The 16,942-nt window shown below is 50.7% G+C and carries 18 protein-coding genes; 9 read left to right on the top strand and 9 right to left on the bottom strand.

All coding sequences use genetic code 11. The annotated features are described in order from the left end of the window. Positions 1–3: 3 nt before the first annotated feature. Together DWX62_RS00755 and DWX62_RS00750 are read left to right on the top strand one after the other, a co-directional pair. Entirely contained in the window at positions 4–1,200 is a 1,197-nt protein-coding gene (locus tag DWX62_RS00755) for an acetate kinase (RefSeq protein ID WP_005834728.1), read from the top strand. A 180-nt stretch (positions 1,201–1,380) separates the two neighbouring features. After that, positions 1,381–2,781 (top strand): alkaline phosphatase, encoded by a 1,401-nt coding sequence (locus tag DWX62_RS00750; protein ID WP_005824885.1) that lies wholly within the window; start codon positions 1,381–1,383, stop codon positions 2,779–2,781. Positions 2,782–2,887: 106 nt separating this feature from the next. Here DWX62_RS00750 and DWX62_RS00745 read toward each other — a convergent pair whose 3' ends face one another. The 7 genes from DWX62_RS00745 to efp form a co-directional block, all read right to left on the bottom strand. Beyond that, positions 2,888–3,100, bottom strand: a complete 213-nt coding sequence (locus DWX62_RS00745) for a hypothetical protein (protein WP_008662841.1) — start codon at positions 3,098–3,100, stop codon at positions 2,888–2,890. A gap of 99 nt (positions 3,101–3,199) precedes the next feature. Then, positions 3,200–5,056, bottom strand: coding sequence for a serine hydrolase (locus DWX62_RS00740; protein WP_035449873.1), 1,857 nt, complete (start codon positions 5,054–5,056; stop codon positions 3,200–3,202). 41 nt (positions 5,057–5,097) lie between these two features. Beyond that, the gene (locus DWX62_RS00735) at positions 5,098–5,862 is read right to left on the bottom strand and encodes a UDP-2,3-diacylglucosamine diphosphatase (RefSeq protein ID WP_005824878.1); all 765 of its coding nucleotides are present in this window, start codon (positions 5,860–5,862) and stop codon (positions 5,098–5,100) included. Between the two features lie 39 nt (positions 5,863–5,901). Beyond that, on the bottom strand, positions 5,902–6,213 hold the full coding sequence (locus DWX62_RS00730) for an iron-sulfur cluster assembly protein (protein WP_005824875.1): 312 nt from the start codon (positions 6,211–6,213) through the stop codon (positions 5,902–5,904). A 349-nt stretch (positions 6,214–6,562) separates the two neighbouring features. Next, the gene (gene radC / locus DWX62_RS00725) at positions 6,563–7,249 is read right to left on the bottom strand and encodes a DNA repair protein RadC (protein WP_005825180.1); all 687 of its coding nucleotides are present in this window, start codon (positions 7,247–7,249) and stop codon (positions 6,563–6,565) included. 31 nt (positions 7,250–7,280) lie between these two features. After that, positions 7,281–8,270 carry a glycosyltransferase gene (locus DWX62_RS00720; protein ID WP_009037770.1) on the bottom strand — a complete coding sequence of 330 codons (990 nt, stop codon included), beginning with the start codon at positions 8,268–8,270 and terminating at the stop codon, positions 7,281–7,283. A gap of 145 nt (positions 8,271–8,415) precedes the next feature. After that, complete coding sequence (gene efp / locus DWX62_RS00715; protein ID WP_005825176.1) at positions 8,416–8,982, bottom strand: elongation factor P; 567 nt, start codon at positions 8,980–8,982, stop codon at positions 8,416–8,418. Positions 8,983–9,176: 194 nt separating this feature from the next. Here efp and rpmH point away from each other — a divergent pair, with 194 nt between their 5' ends. The 7 genes from rpmH (at position 9,177) to DWX62_RS00680 (ending at position 14,499) form a co-directional block, all read left to right on the top strand. Further along, positions 9,177–9,338 carry a 50S ribosomal protein L34 gene (gene rpmH, locus DWX62_RS00710; protein ID WP_004292199.1) on the top strand — a complete coding sequence of 54 codons (162 nt, stop codon included), beginning with the start codon at positions 9,177–9,179 and terminating at the stop codon, positions 9,336–9,338. Positions 9,339–9,507: 169 nt separating this feature from the next. After that, positions 9,508–10,155 carry a PASTA domain-containing protein gene (locus DWX62_RS00705; RefSeq protein ID WP_005825170.1) on the top strand — a complete coding sequence of 216 codons (648 nt, stop codon included), beginning with the start codon at positions 9,508–9,510 and terminating at the stop codon, positions 10,153–10,155. 53 nt (positions 10,156–10,208) lie between these two features. Further along, positions 10,209–11,279, top strand: a complete 1,071-nt coding sequence (locus DWX62_RS00700) for an RluA family pseudouridine synthase (protein ID WP_005825168.1) — start codon at positions 10,209–10,211, stop codon at positions 11,277–11,279. Further along, positions 11,276–12,256 (top strand): D-alanine--D-alanine ligase, encoded by a 981-nt coding sequence (locus tag DWX62_RS00695; RefSeq protein ID WP_057281366.1) that lies wholly within the window; start codon positions 11,276–11,278, stop codon positions 12,254–12,256. Before DWX62_RS00700 ends, DWX62_RS00695 begins: the two co-directional genes overlap by 4 nt. 12 nt (positions 12,257–12,268) lie before the next feature. Next, on the top strand, positions 12,269–13,426 hold the full coding sequence (locus tag DWX62_RS00690; protein ID WP_005825164.1) for a hypothetical protein: 1,158 nt from the start codon (positions 12,269–12,271) through the stop codon (positions 13,424–13,426). 4 nt (positions 13,427–13,430) lie between these two features. Continuing rightward, positions 13,431–14,099 carry a NigD-like C-terminal domain-containing protein gene (locus tag DWX62_RS00685; protein WP_117589164.1) on the top strand — a complete coding sequence of 223 codons (669 nt, stop codon included), beginning with the start codon at positions 13,431–13,433 and terminating at the stop codon, positions 14,097–14,099. Positions 14,100–14,112: 13 nt separating this feature from the next. Next, positions 14,113–14,499, top strand: a complete 387-nt coding sequence (locus DWX62_RS00680; RefSeq protein ID WP_035449865.1) for a rhodanese-like domain-containing protein — start codon at positions 14,113–14,115, stop codon at positions 14,497–14,499. A 140-nt stretch (positions 14,500–14,639) separates the two neighbouring features. Here DWX62_RS00680 and DWX62_RS00675 read toward each other — a convergent pair whose 3' ends face one another. Both DWX62_RS00675 and DWX62_RS00670 read right to left on the bottom strand, forming a co-directional pair. Then, on the bottom strand, positions 14,640–15,593 hold the full coding sequence (locus tag DWX62_RS00675; protein WP_005825157.1) for an acetylornithine carbamoyltransferase: 954 nt from the start codon (positions 15,591–15,593) through the stop codon (positions 14,640–14,642). 44 nt (positions 15,594–15,637) lie between these two features. Then, entirely contained in the window at positions 15,638–16,885 is a 1,248-nt protein-coding gene (locus DWX62_RS00670) for a glutamate-5-semialdehyde dehydrogenase (protein WP_005825156.1), read from the bottom strand. Positions 16,886–16,942: the final 57 nt, after the last annotated feature.

Here is a 16,942-nt window from a genome sequence, read left to right as displayed (position 1 = left end):
AGTATGAAAATCTTAGTATTGAACTGCGGTAGCTCGTCCATCAAATACAAATTGTTTGATATGGACCGGAAAGAAGTTATCGCCCAGGGTGGTATCGAAAAAATTGGTTTGAAGGACTCTTTCCTGAAGTTCACCTTGCCCAGTGGCGAGAAGAAAGTTCTTGAGAAGGACATTCCAGAGCATACCGTAGGTGTGGAATTTATCCTGAACACTTTGACAAGCCCTGAATATGGAGCCATCAAGTCTTTGGACGAAATCAATGCCGTAGGTCACCGTATGGTGCATGGAGGCGAAAAGTTCAGCGAGTCTGTACGGCTGACGCCGGAAGTGCTTGCCGCCTTCACTGCCTGCAACGACCTGGCTCCGCTCCACAATCCTGCTAACCTGAAGGGGGTAAATGCAATATCTGCCATTCTGCCTAATGTTCCGCAGATTGGTGTGTTCGATACGGCTTTCCATCAGACCATGCCGAAGCATGCCTATCTGTATGCCGTGCCTTACGAACTTTATGAAAAGTACGGCGTACGCCGTTATGGTTTCCACGGAACCTCACACCGCTACGTATCGCAGCGCGTCTGCGAGTTCCTGGGTGTAGAGCCGGAAGGAAAGAAAATCATCACTTGCCACATTGGCAACGGTGGTTCCATTACTGCCATCAAGGACGGTAAGTGTGTAGACACCAGCATGGGCTTGACCCCGCTGGAAGGTCTGATGATGGGTACCCGCAGTGGTGATATTGATGCCGGTGCCGTTTCCTTCATCATGGAGAAAGAGGGTCTGGATGCCAACGGCATCTCCAACCTGCTGAACAAGAAGAGCGGTGTGCTGGGTATCTTCGGTGAATCCAGTGACATGCGCGACCTGGAAAATGCCGTAGCTGCCGGCAATCCGAAGGCTGTTCTGGCTGAAGAAATGTACTTCTACCGCATCAAGAAATATATCGGTGCCTATGCCGCTGCTTTGGGTGGTGTGGATATCGTGGTATTTACCGGTGGTGTCGGCGAGAATCAGGCAAGTGCCCGCTGGGGTGCATGTGAAGGCCTGGAATTCATGGGCATAAAGCTGGATGCCGAGAAGAACAAAGTACGCGGTGAAGAAATGGTTATCTCTACCGAAGATTCTCAGGTGAAGGTGGTGGTAATCCCCACTGACGAGGAACTGATGATTGCTTCGGACACGATGGATATTCTGAAGAAGTAATATCGCTGTAATATTTCCCGGTTCCGGCTTCCCGGAGTCCGGATGTGGTTTCGCCCCTGCAAATATGTAATGTATTTGTAGGGGCGAAATGTTTTCCGAATCCTTTAAAATCCTTATCTTTGTTACTTGGTTAAAAACAATAAAGGCAATTTTCCGAATAACTTTAAATAAGAACTGCTTATGAAACGATTAATGTATGTGTTGTTCTTTGTACTGCTGACCAGCGGCATGGCCTATGCCCAGCAGGCGAAGTACGTGTTTTATTTCATCGGTGATGGAATGGGTGTGAACCAGGTGAACGGTACGGAGATGTATCTGGCCGAACAAGAAGGGCGCATCGGTGTAAAGCCTTTGCTGTTCACTTCTTTCCCGGTTGCCAGCATGGCAACTACCTTTTCTGCCACCAACTCGGTGACTGACTCTTCTGCTGCCGGAACAGCCCTGGCTACCGGTGCAAAGACCTACAACGGCGCCATTGGTATGGACGATAACAAGAGTGTGCTTCAGAGTGTGGCCGAGAGAGCCAAAAAGTCCGGTAAGAAAGTTGGGGTAACTACCAGCGTCAGTGTAGACCATGCTACTCCCGCCGCATTCTATGCCCATCAGCCGGACCGTGGCATGTATTACGAGATAGCCCTCGACCTGCCGAAAGCCGGTTTCGACTTCTATGCAGGCGGTGGTTTCTTGAAACCGACTACCACTGCCGATAAGAAAGAGGCTCCGAGCATCTTCCCTATCTTTGAAGAAGCCGGCTATACCGTTGCAAGGGGCCTTGACGAATATAAGTCGAAGTCTGCCCAGGCGGACAAGATGATTCTTATCCAGAAAGAAGGGGCAGAGCCTTCTTGCCTGCCCTATGCCATCGACCGCCAGGAAGGCGACCTGACGCTGGCCGAAATTACCGAAAGTGCCATCTCTTTCCTGACCAAAGGCAGTAACAAGGGTTTCTTCCTGATGGTTGAAGGTGGAAAGATTGACTGGGCCTGCCACGGAAACGACCCCGCCACAGTCTTTGAGGAAGTGGTGGATATGGACAACGCCATCAAGGTGGCTTACGAGTTCTATAAGAAGCATCCCAAAGAAACGCTGATTGTGGTAACTGCCGACCATGAAACCGGTGGTCTGGGTCTGGGTACCGGTAAGTACGAGCTTCAACTGAAAGCCCTTGCCAAGCAGAAGCAGTCTCAGGATATCCTTTCACGTTCCATCACGGACTTACGCAAGATGCGCAAGGTTATCAACTGGCCGGAAATGAAGGAATTCCTGGCAGAAAAGATGGGTTTCTGGAAAGAACTGCCGGTGAGCTGGGAGCAGGAGAAGATGCTGCGTGATGCTTACGAAGAATCATTCGTGAACAAGCATGTAGTGTTTGAGGAAAGTCTTTATGCCAAGACTGAGCCCCTGGCTGTTGCCGCCAAGAAGGTAATGAGCCAGATTGCCATGGTAGGCTGGACCAGCGGTGGCCATACAGCCGGATATGTGCCGGTATTCGCAGTAGGTGCAGGCTCCAAGCTGTTCGTGGGTAAGATGGACAACACGGAAATCCCGAAACGCATAGCCAAGGCTGGTGGATACAAATAATAGAAAGTCACTACAGATTACACGGATTCTCACAGATTGGAAGCTCTGATATCAAGTATAAGAGACTAATCTGTGAGAATCCGTGTAATCTGTGGTGGCTGTCTATTTATTCCTTAAGGTCCTTCTTTATAATTTCATCCATCTCCCGGATACGTTTCTCCCGTTCCTTGGCAGATTTTATTTTCTGGTCCTTGTATCCGGTATCTGTCCGTTCGGAGACCTCTTCGCTCCATTCCTCGAATTCATCCGTTGCCGGACGTCCGTGCGGGTCTATGTTCTCTTCGGCAATCGGGTCGTTTCTGTAAATCATATCATCCATGACGCTAATGTTTTTAATGTTATGATGTTATTACAACCATGCCGGGAAAAAGTTCCGGTAACCTTCACTTTTTCGTAATCGTTTATAAGAATAAACGTTTTATAGCGCGGGCAGCAGGTACTTCCATATTAGATTCAGCTCTGCCTGCATGTCGGGGATGTTGGCGGTGACGGCAATGACGGCATCCTTGTCCGGCAACACCAGTATGTATTGTCCGTTGGCACCATCGGCACGGTAGGCGTTGTGGCGGCAGCGCCACATCTGGTAGCCGTAGCCCTGCAGCCAGTCGCTTGTCTTGGCGCTCATCTTCGCTTTCTTCAGCATCTCCGGTTTCATGCCGGCGGGCAGTGAGGGCACTTGGCAGGCAGATGCCTCCTTTACCCATTCTTCGGGCAGAATCTGCTGTCCGTTCCAGTTTCCTTTCTGCAGGAACAGTTGTCCCATCTTGGCAAGGTCTTCCGTTTTGAGGTACAACCCCCAGCCTCCGGTATTGATGCCTTGCGGGCTTTCCTGCCACCGGGCGTTGACGATGCCAAGCGGGCGGAACAGACGGGGATAGAGATAATCCACCACTTTCTCGCCCGTCACTTTCTGTACGATGGCTGAGAGCATGTAGGTTCCCAGGCTGTTGTAGGTGTAGAAGGTACCGGGCTTGTGCTCCACGGGGAAGGCAAGGAACTCCTGCACCCAATCGGCGTCCGCCTTTTTGCGTACCGTTCCGGTGGGGTCGGTGTCGTGCCCGCAGTTCATGGTCAGCAGGTCGCGTACGGTCATGGCTGCCAGATTTTCGCTGACGGTTGCCGGAAGCTTGTCGGGGAAGAAGGAGATGACCTTGTCCGTCAGCTTCAGCCTGCCTTCGGAGGCGGCAAGTCCCACGGCGGTGGCGGTGAATGTCTTGCTGACGGAGTTCAGGATGTGAGGCTCATCCTCTTTCCCTTCGCCCATCCATTCTTCGGCAATGACATTGCCGTGTTGCACAATCATGATACTGTGCAGGTCTTGTCCGGCTTTCTTTACGGCATCCAGATATCTGTTCATGGCCTTGTCCAGCTTCGGAGTAGCGGCGGCGCGGGGCAGGCCCTTGGTCAGTTGGTTGATGGAAATCAGCTTTATGCCTTTGTCCTCAATGGCTTTCCGGACGCGGGGGCTTGTCAGCAGGTCGGTCACTCCCTGGCGGTCCAGCGCCACGTCCTCATATCCGATGTGGAAGACGGTTTTCATTTCATCGTTGTCCAGTGCCGGGTGGTCTAAGAAAAGGTAGCGCTGGCCCGGTTGCAACTTCTCCAATGCTTTGATGAAGCTAGCCTCCTTTTCTTCGGCGGTTCTTTTGGGGCCGTCGTACCCGATGTAGGTAAACCGGTAGTCCTTGGAGGAGTCCATGCGGTCGATGGACGGCAGGTTGTATTCTTTGGCGAGCCGTTGCACCAGCTCGTTCACTTCTTTGCTGAAACCGGTGGAGAGCATGTGTCCGGACAGATGGCTGAGTTGCGGAATGCTTTTCAGCGTCGTCTCTATCTGCGCGCGGAACTCCTGCTCTATCTCCTTGATGTCCCATTTCTGCTCCATGATGGACTGTCCCGGATAGGCGGGGTTAGGGAACATCATCGGGTAGAAATAGCCGTTCTCGTCCGTCAGGCTGGGGCAGTGGGTCAGCGGACGCCACTTCACGTTCTCCCACTCGCTGGTGATGACGAGGTGCAGGCCGACGTCCAGTCCCGGATTTTCTTTCAGCATCTTGATGGCTTCTGGATACCAGGCTGCTACGGGCATCACTTCCACGCTGCGGGCAATACCCGAGCGGTAGGTCTGGATGCAGGCTTCGTTGACGGAATGCAGGGCACCGAGATCGTCAATGCGGATGACAAGTGTCGGGGCGCCGGATTGTCCCCATATCGGCAATGCTCCTGCTGCGAGCAGGCATCCGGCAATCATGTTTTTCAGTCTTAAAGGTTTCATGGGTGGTAATGGTATGATGGTTAACAGTTTGGAAATGCGGGTTATAGCTTCGTCTCTCCCTCCACAAAATTCTCAAGGAAGAGGTTCTCGCCGTCAAAGACGGCGTACGAGAAGTAGTTTATCCAGTCGCCGAGGATGAGGATGCGGGCGGTACTGCTCAGCATCAGGTCCAGTTCGATGTGGCGGTGACCGTAGATGAAGTAGTTGATGTTGGGATGGCTTTTCAGGTATTCCTTGGTGTAGAGCACCAGGTATTCGTTGTTTTCTCCCATGTATGCGGGTTCTTTCCCGTCTATGCGTTTCAAGCGGCTGTGCTTGGCCCAGTTCAGTCCCAGCTCCATGCTCCAGCGGGGGTGCAGGGCAGAGAACAGCGTCTGTAGGGTACGGCTGCGGAACATGGCGCGCAGCATCTTGAACTTCTTGTCCGGGTCGCCTAGCCCGTCACCGTGGGCAAGGTAGAACTCTTTTCCGAAGATTTCGGTGGTCAGCGGTTCGCGGTGTATCATGACGCCGCACTCCTTGGTCAGATAGTCGCCGCACCAAAGGTCATGGTTTCCCGTGAAAAAGTGGACTTCTACTCCCAGGTCGGTCAGTTCGGACAGCTTGCCCAGAAAGCGGGTGTATCCTTTGGGCACTACGGTACGGAATTCGTACCAGAAGTCGAACATGTCTCCCAGCAGGTATACGGCCGATGCCTTGTGCTTGATGCTGTCCAAGAAGTTGACCAGCCTCCGTTCTTGGGTTCGTCCGTGTTCGATGGCTCGTGAGCCCAGGTGAGCATCCGAGAGGAAATATACATTCTTCATTTTCAACTTTCCATTTTCAACTTTGAACTTTCAACTGATTTAAAGGAATCCCAGTTCCAGTTTCGCTTCTTCGCTCATCATGTCCTTGTCCCACTCGGGTTCGAAAACGAGATTGATGGTGGCGGAGGTTACGCCGTCGATGGATTCCACCTTCTGGCGCACATCTTCCATGATGAAGTCGGCTGCCGGACAGTTGGGGGCAGTCAGCGTCATGTCGATGGAGGCTTCTCCCTGGTCGGAGACGTCTATTTTGTAAATCAGTCCCAGGTCGTATACATTTACCGGTATTTCCGGGTCGAATACGGTCTTGAGCATGGAGACTATTTTCTCTTCTATTTCAAATTTGGTCATATTCGTAGGGTTTTATATATAGGTTTTCAAAGAACAAAGCTATGGAATTTAATTGAAAATGCAAAGGAACGCCCTCCTTTTCATTACTTCAGAAAGGGTTTGACGGTGGGGAAACACGCTTCACCCGCTGGGGGAACTCCCTTTACCCCTGGGGAAACTCCTTTTACAATAGGCGGTAAAGGTCTTTACAATATGGGGTAAAGGGCGTTACAATATAGGGTAACGGCTTTTACATACCGCGGTAACGGCTTTTACATTGGCTGGTAAATAGCAGGTAAATACAATGTGCTGATAGTTAGTGTTATGACCGCTTTTGTCTTTCGTATAGTATGTCCGTAACTTGGATTATTTATAGCAATCCTTCGTCGTTGAAGCTGTAATGGCTTCCGTCCGTGACGATGACGTGGTCGGTCAGGTGTATGTTCATGGTTTGGGCGGCTTTCCTCACGAGTTCCGTCAGCCGCTGGTCGTCGTTGCTGGGGTGCGGGTTGCCGGAGGGATGGTTGTGGATAAGGGCTATCTGTGTGGCGCGTTGCAGCAGGGCTTCGCGCAGGATGCTGCGTACGTCGGCGGTGGTCTGGTCGATGCCGCCGCGGCTGATGCGTACCTTGTCTATCACTTTGGCGGCGTGGTTCATAAGCAGTACCCAGAATTCTTCTGTGGCAAGGTCGCAGAGCAGGGGATGGAACAGCTCGTAGATGTCGGCGGAAGAGCGGATGGCGGTACGTCCGGAGCGTTCCTGCAGCTTGCGGCGTTTGCCCAGTTCCAGGGATGCCATGACGGTGATGCTTTTGGCGGGGCCCATGCCTTTGAATCGGGAGAAGTCCCGCACCTCCCATTTGCCCAGGCGGTTGAGGTCGTTGCCGCAGGCGGCGAGTATGCGCTGCATCAGTGTCACGGCGGTTTCTTCCGTATTGCCGGAGCCGATGAGGATGGCTAGCAGTTCGGCATCGCTCAAGGCTTCCGCCCCTTTCTGCATCATCTTTTCCCGCGGGCGGTCCTCTGCAGCCCACTGGTTGATATTCAGTTTCTCCATATCATCCCTAATCCTTAACCCCTAATCCTCCTTATTTGTAAAAGTTCTTTTTGAACGCCTCGAACTCGTCCTTGCCAAGTATGCAGCGGTTCCACCAGGCGCGCAGGAACCCCGTCCCGTATCCGATGAGCTGGATGAAGGAGGCGGCGACGGAGTAGAGCCCGATGCTGAGGCTACGGTTCCGGATAGTGGAGTCCATGCATACCAGAAGCGCATAAAGAGCGATGGGCAGCAGGCTGTACGGGCAGAAGGGCGTTCCCAGCAGGAATATGGCCACTCCCAGGGTAAATGCGGCCGGCAGCAGGTGGACGAGCTTCAGTGATTCCGGATACTTCTTGTACAGATTGATGCGGGCAATCCCGGAATTGTGTACCTGCTTGAAGAACTTCCGGAAGTCTGTCCGGCGCTTATGGTATACCCAGGCACCGGGGAACAGCCGGCATGTATATCCTCCCTTGAAGATTCGGATGCTGAAGTCGATGTCCTCCCCGAAGCGCATCCGCGAGAATCCGCCCAGGGCTTGGTACACTTCCCGCCGCACACCCATGTTGAAGCTGCGCGGATAGAACTTGTCCATCTTCTTCTTCCCCCCACGGATACCGCCGGTGGTGAAGAAGGAGGTCATGGAGTAGTTGATGGCTTTCTGTATGTCTGTGAATGATTCGTGCGCGCGGTCGGGGCCTCCGAAGGCATCGGCGGCTTCGTGCTGCAGCTCTTCTTCCACAGCAAGGAAATAACCTTCGGGCAGGATGCAGTCCGAGTCCAGTATTATCAGGTATTCGCCCTTGCTTCGTTCCGCCCCGTAGTTACGGGTCTGCCCGGGGCCGGAGTTGGGCTTGTCATAGTAATGCACGTCCAATAGTTCCTGATACTTCTCTGTGACCGGCTTGCAGGGGATGGAGGAGCCGTCCTCCACCACAATCACTTCAAAATCCTTGAAACTTTGCCGCGTCAGGCTTTGCAGCAGTTCGTCTACCTCATCGGGGCGGTTGTATACGGGGATGATGACGGAGTATCTCATGGGTATGGCTCTATGTTTTGGTTATCTCCGCAAAGATATATCATTTAAGCTTTGCAGATGAATAAATGGAAAGAAAAATCCCCGGATGCCAAGTGGAGCACCGGGGATGATATGAAAAGGGCATTTGCCTGATTTCCAAAAGGGCTTATGCTTTTACGCGGCTTACGTAAGAACCGTCGCGCGTATCGATTTCGATAGTCTCGCCTTCGTTGATGAACAAGGGGACGCGGACTGTGGCGCCGGATTCTACTGTGGCGGGCTTCAGCGTGTTGGTGGCTGTGTCGCCTTTCAGTCCCGGTTCCGTATAGGTAATCTTCTGCTGAACCTTGATGGGCACATCAGCATAGAGTACGGTTTCTGTAGAAGCGTCTGATACCACGTCTACTATCATTCCTTCGAGCAGGAAGTCAACACCGTTGATGAGGTCGTGGGCGATGGGAATTTGGTCAAAAGTCTCCTGGTTCATGAATTGGTAGTTGTCACCGTCATGATAGAGGTATTGGTGGGGACGACGTTCTACACGTACGTCTTCCAGTTTCTCACCGATGTTGAAACGGCGTTCCAGAACGTAACCGTTCACCACGTCTTTCAGCTTGGTGCGCATGAAAGTATTACCTTTTCCCGGCTTTACATGCAGGAAGTCGATACAGAAATACAGCTTGCCGTCCATACGGATGCAAGTTCCGATTTTAATGTCTTGGGCATTAATCATACTTATAGTCTTTAATATTATTATATTGGTATTTACTTCGTTAGTGCTGGTTTGCGAGTGCAAAAGTAATGGAAATCGGTAAAAAACACAAAAACTTTTGAGAGAAAATGAGTTATCTCTTGGTTTATTTGAAAAAAGTATCTATTTTTGCAGCCCGAATTCGTGAGAATAATAACATAAAACAAGATACAGTAATGAAAAGAACATTTCAACCCTCGAACAGAAAGAGAAAGAACAAACACGGTTTCCGTGAGAGAATGGCTACAGCAAACGGCCGCAGAGTATTGGCAGCACGTCGTGCTAAAGGCAGAAAGAAACTGACTGTTTCTGACGAATACAACGGAGTAAAGGCATAATAGTCGTTCTCGTTCGTATTAAAGAAATAAGGGAGCTGCAAAAGACTGATTCTGGTCTTTTGCAGCTTTTCTTATGTATTGTGCCCGCTTCTCCGGAAAAAACTATTGCCAACTCCGTGTACTATGTGGTGAAAATTGTATCTTTGTCCCAAATAATGCATTATCGATTATGACAATAAAAGATTTTTTCTCTTTCCGGCAGAACCGGTTCTTCTGGGCGAACATCCTTGCGATGGCCGTTGTGGTAGTGGGATTGCTGTTCGGAGTGCTGAAAGGACTGGATATATATACCCGCCACGGCGAGGCTGTGATAGTGCCCGATGTGAAGGGCATGGGAGTGGAGGAAGCCGAGAAAATGTTCCGTAACCGCGGCTTGGTCTGCATCGTTTCGGATTCCAGTTATGTCAAGACTCTTCCTGCCGGCTGCATCCTCGAATATAATCCGGCAGCCGGACAAAAGGTAAAGGAAGGACGTACCATCTATCTTACAATCAATACGATTGAAGTCCCTCTGCACATAGTGCCCGATGTGGCGGACAACAGTTCGCTGCGGCAGGCGGAAGCGCGTATTCTGGCTTCGGGCTTCAAGCTGGCCGAGATACAGTATATTCCGGGTGAGAAGGACTGGGTGTATGGCGTGAAGTATAAGGGGCGTCAGCTTTCCATCGGCGAGAAAGTGCCCACCGGCGCAGTGCTGACGCTGATGGTGGGAGATGGAGGCGCCTTGAAGGCAGACTCCCTGGGAGTGGATGCCGTGGGAGGTACCGTTGAACCCGTGTTGTCCGAAGACTCCGCGGCAGATGAATCCTGGTTCTGATAAACATCTGACTCCAATCGTAAATTGTAAATAGTCAAATTGTAAATGCCGTGATGATAGAAGAATTGCCGGATGATATAGATAATGATGAGCTGGACGACGTAGAGCCGGTGGGTGACGAGGCGCAACTCTATGAACACTTCCGTGTGGTGGTGGACAAGGGGCAGGAGATGGTGCGGGTGGACAAGTATCTGTTCGACCGCTTGACGAACTCCTCGCGTAATCGCATCCAGAAGGCTGCCGATGCAGGCTTCGTGATGGCGAACGGCAAGGCTGTGAAAAGCAGCTATAAGGTGAAGCCGATGGATGTAATCACTGTGATGATGGACCGTCCACGCTATGAGAATGAAGTCATCCCCGAAGACATCCCCCTTGATATAGTATATGAGGACAAGTATCTGATGGTAGTGAACAAACCTGCCGGTCTGGTGGTGCACCCCGGTCATGGCAACTATCACGGTACGCTTGTCAACGCCATAGCCTGGCATATGAAGGATAATCCCGATTATGATGCCAATGACCCGCATGTGGGACTGGTGCACCGCATCGACAAGGACACCTCCGGCCTGCTGGTGATAGCCAAGACTCCGGATGCCAAGACGAATCTCGGCAACCAGTTCTTCAACAAGACGACAAAACGCCGTTACCGGGCGCTGGTCTGGGGAAATGTGGAGCAGGATGAAGGGACCGTTGTCGGCAATATCGGTCGTAATCCCAGAGACCGCATGCAGATGACCGTCCTCCCCGACGACCAGGGAAAGCATGCCGTCACCCATTACCGGGTGCTCGAACGTTTGGGATACGTCACACTGGTGGAATGTATCCTTGAAACGGGACGCACCCATCAAATCCGTGTGCACATGAAGCACATCGGACACATACTTTTCAACGACGAACGTTACGGTGGACACGAAATCCTGAAAGGAACCCACTTCGCTAAATACAAACAATTTGTAAACAACTGCTTCGACACTTGTCCGCGGCAGGCATTGCATGCCATGACGCTGGGGTTTGTGCATCCCGTCACCGGAGAAGAAATGTACTTCACTTCGGAATTGCCCGATGACATGACCCGGCTGATAGACAAATGGAGAGGCTATATCAGTAACAGAGAATTAGAATGAAACGCACGATTGCTATTGTAGCCGGAGGAGATACCTCCGAATTCCACGTCTCCCTGCGTAGTGCACAGGGGATTTACTCCTTCATCGACAAGGAGAAGTATACCTTATATATTGTAGAAATGCACGGACTGGACTGGCATGTACAGCTGCCCGACGGCGCTAAGGCTCCGGTAGACCGCAATGACTTCAGCTTCGTGCTGGATGGCGAGAAAGTGACATTCGACTTTGCCTATATCACCATCCACGGAACTCCGGGTGAGGACGGCCGTCTGCAGGGCTATTTTGATATGCTCCACATCCCTTATTCGTGTTGCGGAGTACTGGCAGCGTCGCTCACGTACGATAAGTTTGCCTGCAACCAGTATCTGAAAGGTTTCGGTGTGCGCATTGCCGAATCGTTGTTGCTGCGCGGCGGACAGTCGGTGACGGATGAAGATGTGATGGAGAAAATCGGTCTGCCTTGCTTCATTAAGCCCAGCTTGGGAGGTTCCAGCTTCGGCGTGACCAAGGTGACGGCGAAAGAGCAGATACAACCTGCCATAGCCAAGGCATTTGCGGAAGCGCAGGAAGTACTGGTGGAGGCCTTTATGGACGGAACCGAGATTACCTGCGGCTGTTACAAAACAAAAGACAAGTCCGTAGTGTTCCCCATTACGGAGGTGGTGAGCCACAACGAGTACTTCGATTATGAAGCTAAGTATAATGGTGCGTCTGACGAGATTACTCCCGCCCGCATCTCGGACGATTTGACCCGCCGGGTGCAGACGCTGACTTCTGCCATTTATGATATACTCGGGGCCTATGGCATTATCCGCGTGGACTATATCATTACCGAAGGGGAAAAAATCAATCTGCTGGAGGTGAATACCACCCCCGGAATGACTGCCACCAGCTTTATTCCCCAGCAGGTTCGTGCTGCCGGAATGGAGATGAAGGATGTAATGACAGATATTATAGAAAACAAGTTTAAGGATTAATCATTATTCATTATGAATGCGAACGTGGAATTTGATGAAATCCGTCCTTATCATGATGAGGAACTTCCTCAAGTCTATGAGGAACTGATTGCCGATGCGGCGTTCCGGCAGGCAGTGGATACTGTGATGCCTGGTGTACCTTTTGAAGTCTGGTCGCAGAAAATGCGCGCGTGTAAAACCAAGCTGGAATTTCAGAAGACCTTCTGCTATGGGCTTCTGTGGAAATTGGCGAAGGAGGCTACGGATGGATTGACTTTGGACCATACCGCGTTGCCGGCAGACAAGTCGGCGGCGTATACCTATATCTCCAATCATCGCGACATTATTCTCGATTCCGGTTTCTTGTCCATTCTTTTGGTAGACCAGGGTATGGATACGGTAGAGATAGCCATTGGCGACAACCTGCTTGTCTATCCGTGGATTAAGAAATTCGTGCGTGTCAACAAGTCCTTCATTGTGCTGCGTGCGTTGACCATGCGCCAGATGCTGGAGGCTTCCGCACGCATGTCCCGCTATATGCATTATACCATCAGTGAGAAGAAACAGTCTATCTGGATTGCACAACGTGAAGGGCGTGCCAAGGATTCCAACGACCGCACGCAGGACAGTGTGCTGAAGATGCTGGCAATAGGCGGTGAAGGCGACGTCATTGACCGCTTAATGGAAATGAATATAGCTCCGCTTGCCATTTCCTATGAATACGACCCTTGCGACTTCCTGAAAGCGCAGGAGTTCCAACTGAAACGGGACATTGAAGGCTATAAGAAAACGACGGCTGACGACTTGCTGAATATGCAGACCGGACTGTTCGGCTATAAAGGGCGGGTACATTTCCAGACGGGTGCCTGCATGAATGATGAATTGGCGAAGATGGACCGTTCACTTCCGAAGCCCGAACTCTTTGCACGCATGTCTGCACTGATAGACAAACGCATTCATGCCAGCTACCGGATGTATCCCAATAATTATGTGGCACACGACCTTCTCGAGGGGAAGGAGGATTTTTCCGACCATTACACTGCCGAGGATAAGCAGCGCTTCACGGCCTATATAGAACAACAGTTGGAGCGTATCTCCATTCCTAATAAGGACGTGGACTTTCTGCGCGGAAAAATGCTGCTGATGTATGCCAACCCGTTGAAGAATTATCTGGCGGCTATAAAAGAATGAATACATGAAGAAGTACTGTGATTGGTGGCTTTTGCCTTTGTTGGCCTGTCTGTTGACTGGTTGTGGCGATGATGATTATCATTATCCTTCCGTGAAGCTGGAGTTCCTGACTGCCTTTTCGGGGGCTGACGGCTATCTGCAGTCTGTTGTGACAGATGAAGGGGAAACCTTGCCGGTAGTGGAGGACAAGACAAAGACGAACATAGAGGCAAACGCCTCGGTACGTGTCATCAGTAATTATGCTTCGGAGGTAACTGCCGATGGAACTGCCGGTGCGGTGCTGTATGCCTTGAGCGGTGTTCTTTCTGTCGTTCCCCAAACGGTCGACAAGTTCGAGGAGGGCGTCAAGACAGACCCTACTGATGTACTGGGTATCTGGATGGGACTCGACTATCTCAATATGACACTGATAGTCAAGGAGAATGGTGAACATAAGTTCCATTTTATTGAGGATGAAGTGATTGTGGATACTGCTACCGGGTGTAGTGAAGTATATCTGACGCTGTATCATGACGCAAAGGAGGAGGTGGTGTCTTATACCAGGCGTGCCTACGCTTCCGTACCTTTGCGGCAGTATGCGGCAGAGGGTATACAGAAGGTTATGGTTCATTTCAGTGTGCACACTTATTCCGGTGACATCAAGACTTACGATTTTGTTTATAACCCTGACTAAAATGAAATATTCGATGAAGACATTGTTCGCGGGTTTTTGCCTCGTTTTTACCACCCTCTTTTCCTGCCAGCAGAAGGAGGGACAGTTCAAGTCTGTTTCGGTAGATGACTTTTCCACATTGATAGCCAATCCGGAGGTGCAGCTTCTGGATGTGCGTACTGTTGCCGAATACTCGGAAGGACACGTGCCCCACAGTATCAATATCAATGTATTGGATGAGTCGTTTGAAACGATGGCCGACTCCACTCTGCAGAAGGACAAACCGGTTGCAGTATATTGTCGTAGTGGTAAGCGTAGTAAAAAGGCCGCTGCCATACTGAGCAAAAAAGGATATATAATCTATGACCTTGACAAAGGTTTCATCGGTTGGGAAGAAGCGGACAAAGAAGTGGAAAAGTAATAGCGGTGTAGCTGAAATGCATTTGCTATAATTTCTTTTTAGGCGAGGATTACGCGGATTTCACGGAAAAATTTAAGAAAAGAATCCGCGTTTTCCGCGTAATCCGCGCCTAAAAAGAATAAAGTAGTCTTGTCCTCTGGTTAGAGGCTTTCAAGCAGTCTCTTCAGCACCACTGTTGCTGAAATCTCCCGGTTGGCCGCTTCGGGGATTACGATGGACTGCGGGCTTTCTATCACATCATCCGTCACAATCATGTTACGTCGAACCGGCAGGCAGTGCATGAAGTAGGCATTGTTGGTAACGGCCATCTGGCGCTCGCCTACTGTCCAGGTGCGGTCTTTGCTCAATATTTGTCCATAGTTGTCGCCTGTATAGGCCGCCCAGTTCTTGGCATAGACAAAATCGGCCCCTTCAAAAGCTTTCATCTGGTCATATTCTACGCGGGCATTTCCTACGAACTTGGGGTCGAGTTCATAACCTTCGGGATGTGTAATCACAAAGTCATAATCAGTTGCATTCATCCATTCGGCAAAGGAGTTGGGGACAGCCTGGGGCAATGGACGCGGATGTGGAGCCCATGTCATCACTACTTTGGGGCGTGCCGTCTTCTTATATTCCTCAATGGTTATCAGGTCGGCAAAACTCTGCAGCGGATGGCGTGTGGCAGCCTCCATGGAGAATACCGGCCGGCCGGAATGCTTGATGAACTGCTCCAGTATCACTTCGTTGTAATCGTCTTCCTTATTTTCGAAGCGTGCAAAAGAACGTACGCCGATGACGTCGCAATAGCAGCCCATCACGGGAATGGCTTCCAGTAAGTGTTCCGGTTTGTCACCGTCCATGATGACACCACGCTCTGTCTCCAGTTTCCAGGCTCCCTGGTTGATGTCCAGTACAATTACGTTCATGCCCAGATTCAATGCAGCCTTCTGTGTACTGAGGCGGGTACGCAGGCTGGAGTTGAAGAAAATCATCATCAGCGTTTTGTTACGTCCCAGTTCCACATATTTAAAACGGTCTTTTTTAATCTCGAATGCTTCGTCCAGTGCAGACTTCAGGTTACCGATGTCCTGCACGCAAGTAAAGTTCTTCATATTTACAGTCTTTTTAGTGTATCTATATCTTTGTTATTCGGCTGTCAAGGTCTGGTCTGTCCGGAACCTTCGACAATCCATTTGTATGTGGTGATTTCTTCCAGAGCCATCGGACCGCGGGCGTGTAGCTTCTGGGTGCTGATGCCAATCTCGGCACCGAGTCCGAATTGTGCGCCGTCAGTGAAAGAGGTCGGTGCATTGACGTATACGCAAGCGGCGTCCACTTCCCGGCAGAACCATTCGGCACGTGTCTTGTCGTCCGTAATGATGCATTCGCTATGTTTGGAACCGTACTTCCGGATATGTGCCAATGCTTCCTGGAAAGAATTCACGGTTTTAATAGCCATCTTGTAGTCCAGGAACTCTCTGCCGTAGCAGTCTTCAGTGGCAAGTCTCAACAGCTCGACGGGATATTTGTCACGCAGACTGTGGTAGGCGGGTTCATCGGCAAATATCTCTACATTGCTTGATTGCAGCGGCAGGCATAGGTCGGGCAAATTAGCCAGGCTGTCGGCTTCGATAATCAGGCAATCCAAAGCGTTGCATACACTGACCCGGCGTGTCTTTGCATTGGCAATGATAGATGGACCTATGCTTATATCGCCATAGCGGTCGAAGAACGTATGGCATACGCCGGCACCTGTCTCTATAACCGGTACTGTGGCATTCTGGCGTACGAAGTTTATCAGGCTGCTGCTGCCGCGCGGAATTATCAAATCTACATAATCGTTGGCATGCAGTAGTTCGGCAGTCGCCTCTCTGTCGGCAGGAAGCAGTTCCACGATATGTGTATCTACGTTGAAATGCTCCAGTACCTCGTGTATCACGCTGATTATGGCACGGTTGGAATAGTCTGCATCGCTTCCGCCTTTCAGAATACAGGCATTGCCGCTTTTAAGGCAGAGTGAGAATACATCGAAACTGACGTTGGGACGGGCTTCGTAGATAATGCCTATGACACCGAAAGGTACACTGACCCTTTTTATCTTCAATCCGTTGGGTAATACGTTCTCTTTAAGGACTTTTCCCAAAGGAGAAGGGAGGGCGGCTACGTTGCGGATGTCCGCAGCGATGTCCTGCAAACGGCTTTTTGTCAGTTTCAGGCGGTCGTATTTAGGGTCGGTAGAAGGCATACGCTCCAAATCCTTCTGGTTTTCACTCAGAATGAAGTCTGTTTTGTTTATGGCAGCGTCTGCAACAGCCAGTAATATTTGGTTGATTTCTTTGTCGCTCAACGCTAGCATGTTACGGCTGGCATCTTGTACGGCGACAAAAGTTTTGTTTAAGTTCATTTTCTTACTGAGTATAGAGTGATAAATATGCAAGTATGAATATCGTGGATAGTATCC

Source organism: Bacteroides sp. AF20-13LB (genome assembly GCF_003603065.1).
Classification (GTDB): Bacteria; Bacteroidota; Bacteroidia; order Bacteroidales; family Bacteroidaceae; genus Bacteroides; species Bacteroides uniformis.
This window is presented reverse-complemented; position numbering and strand designations above follow the sequence as displayed.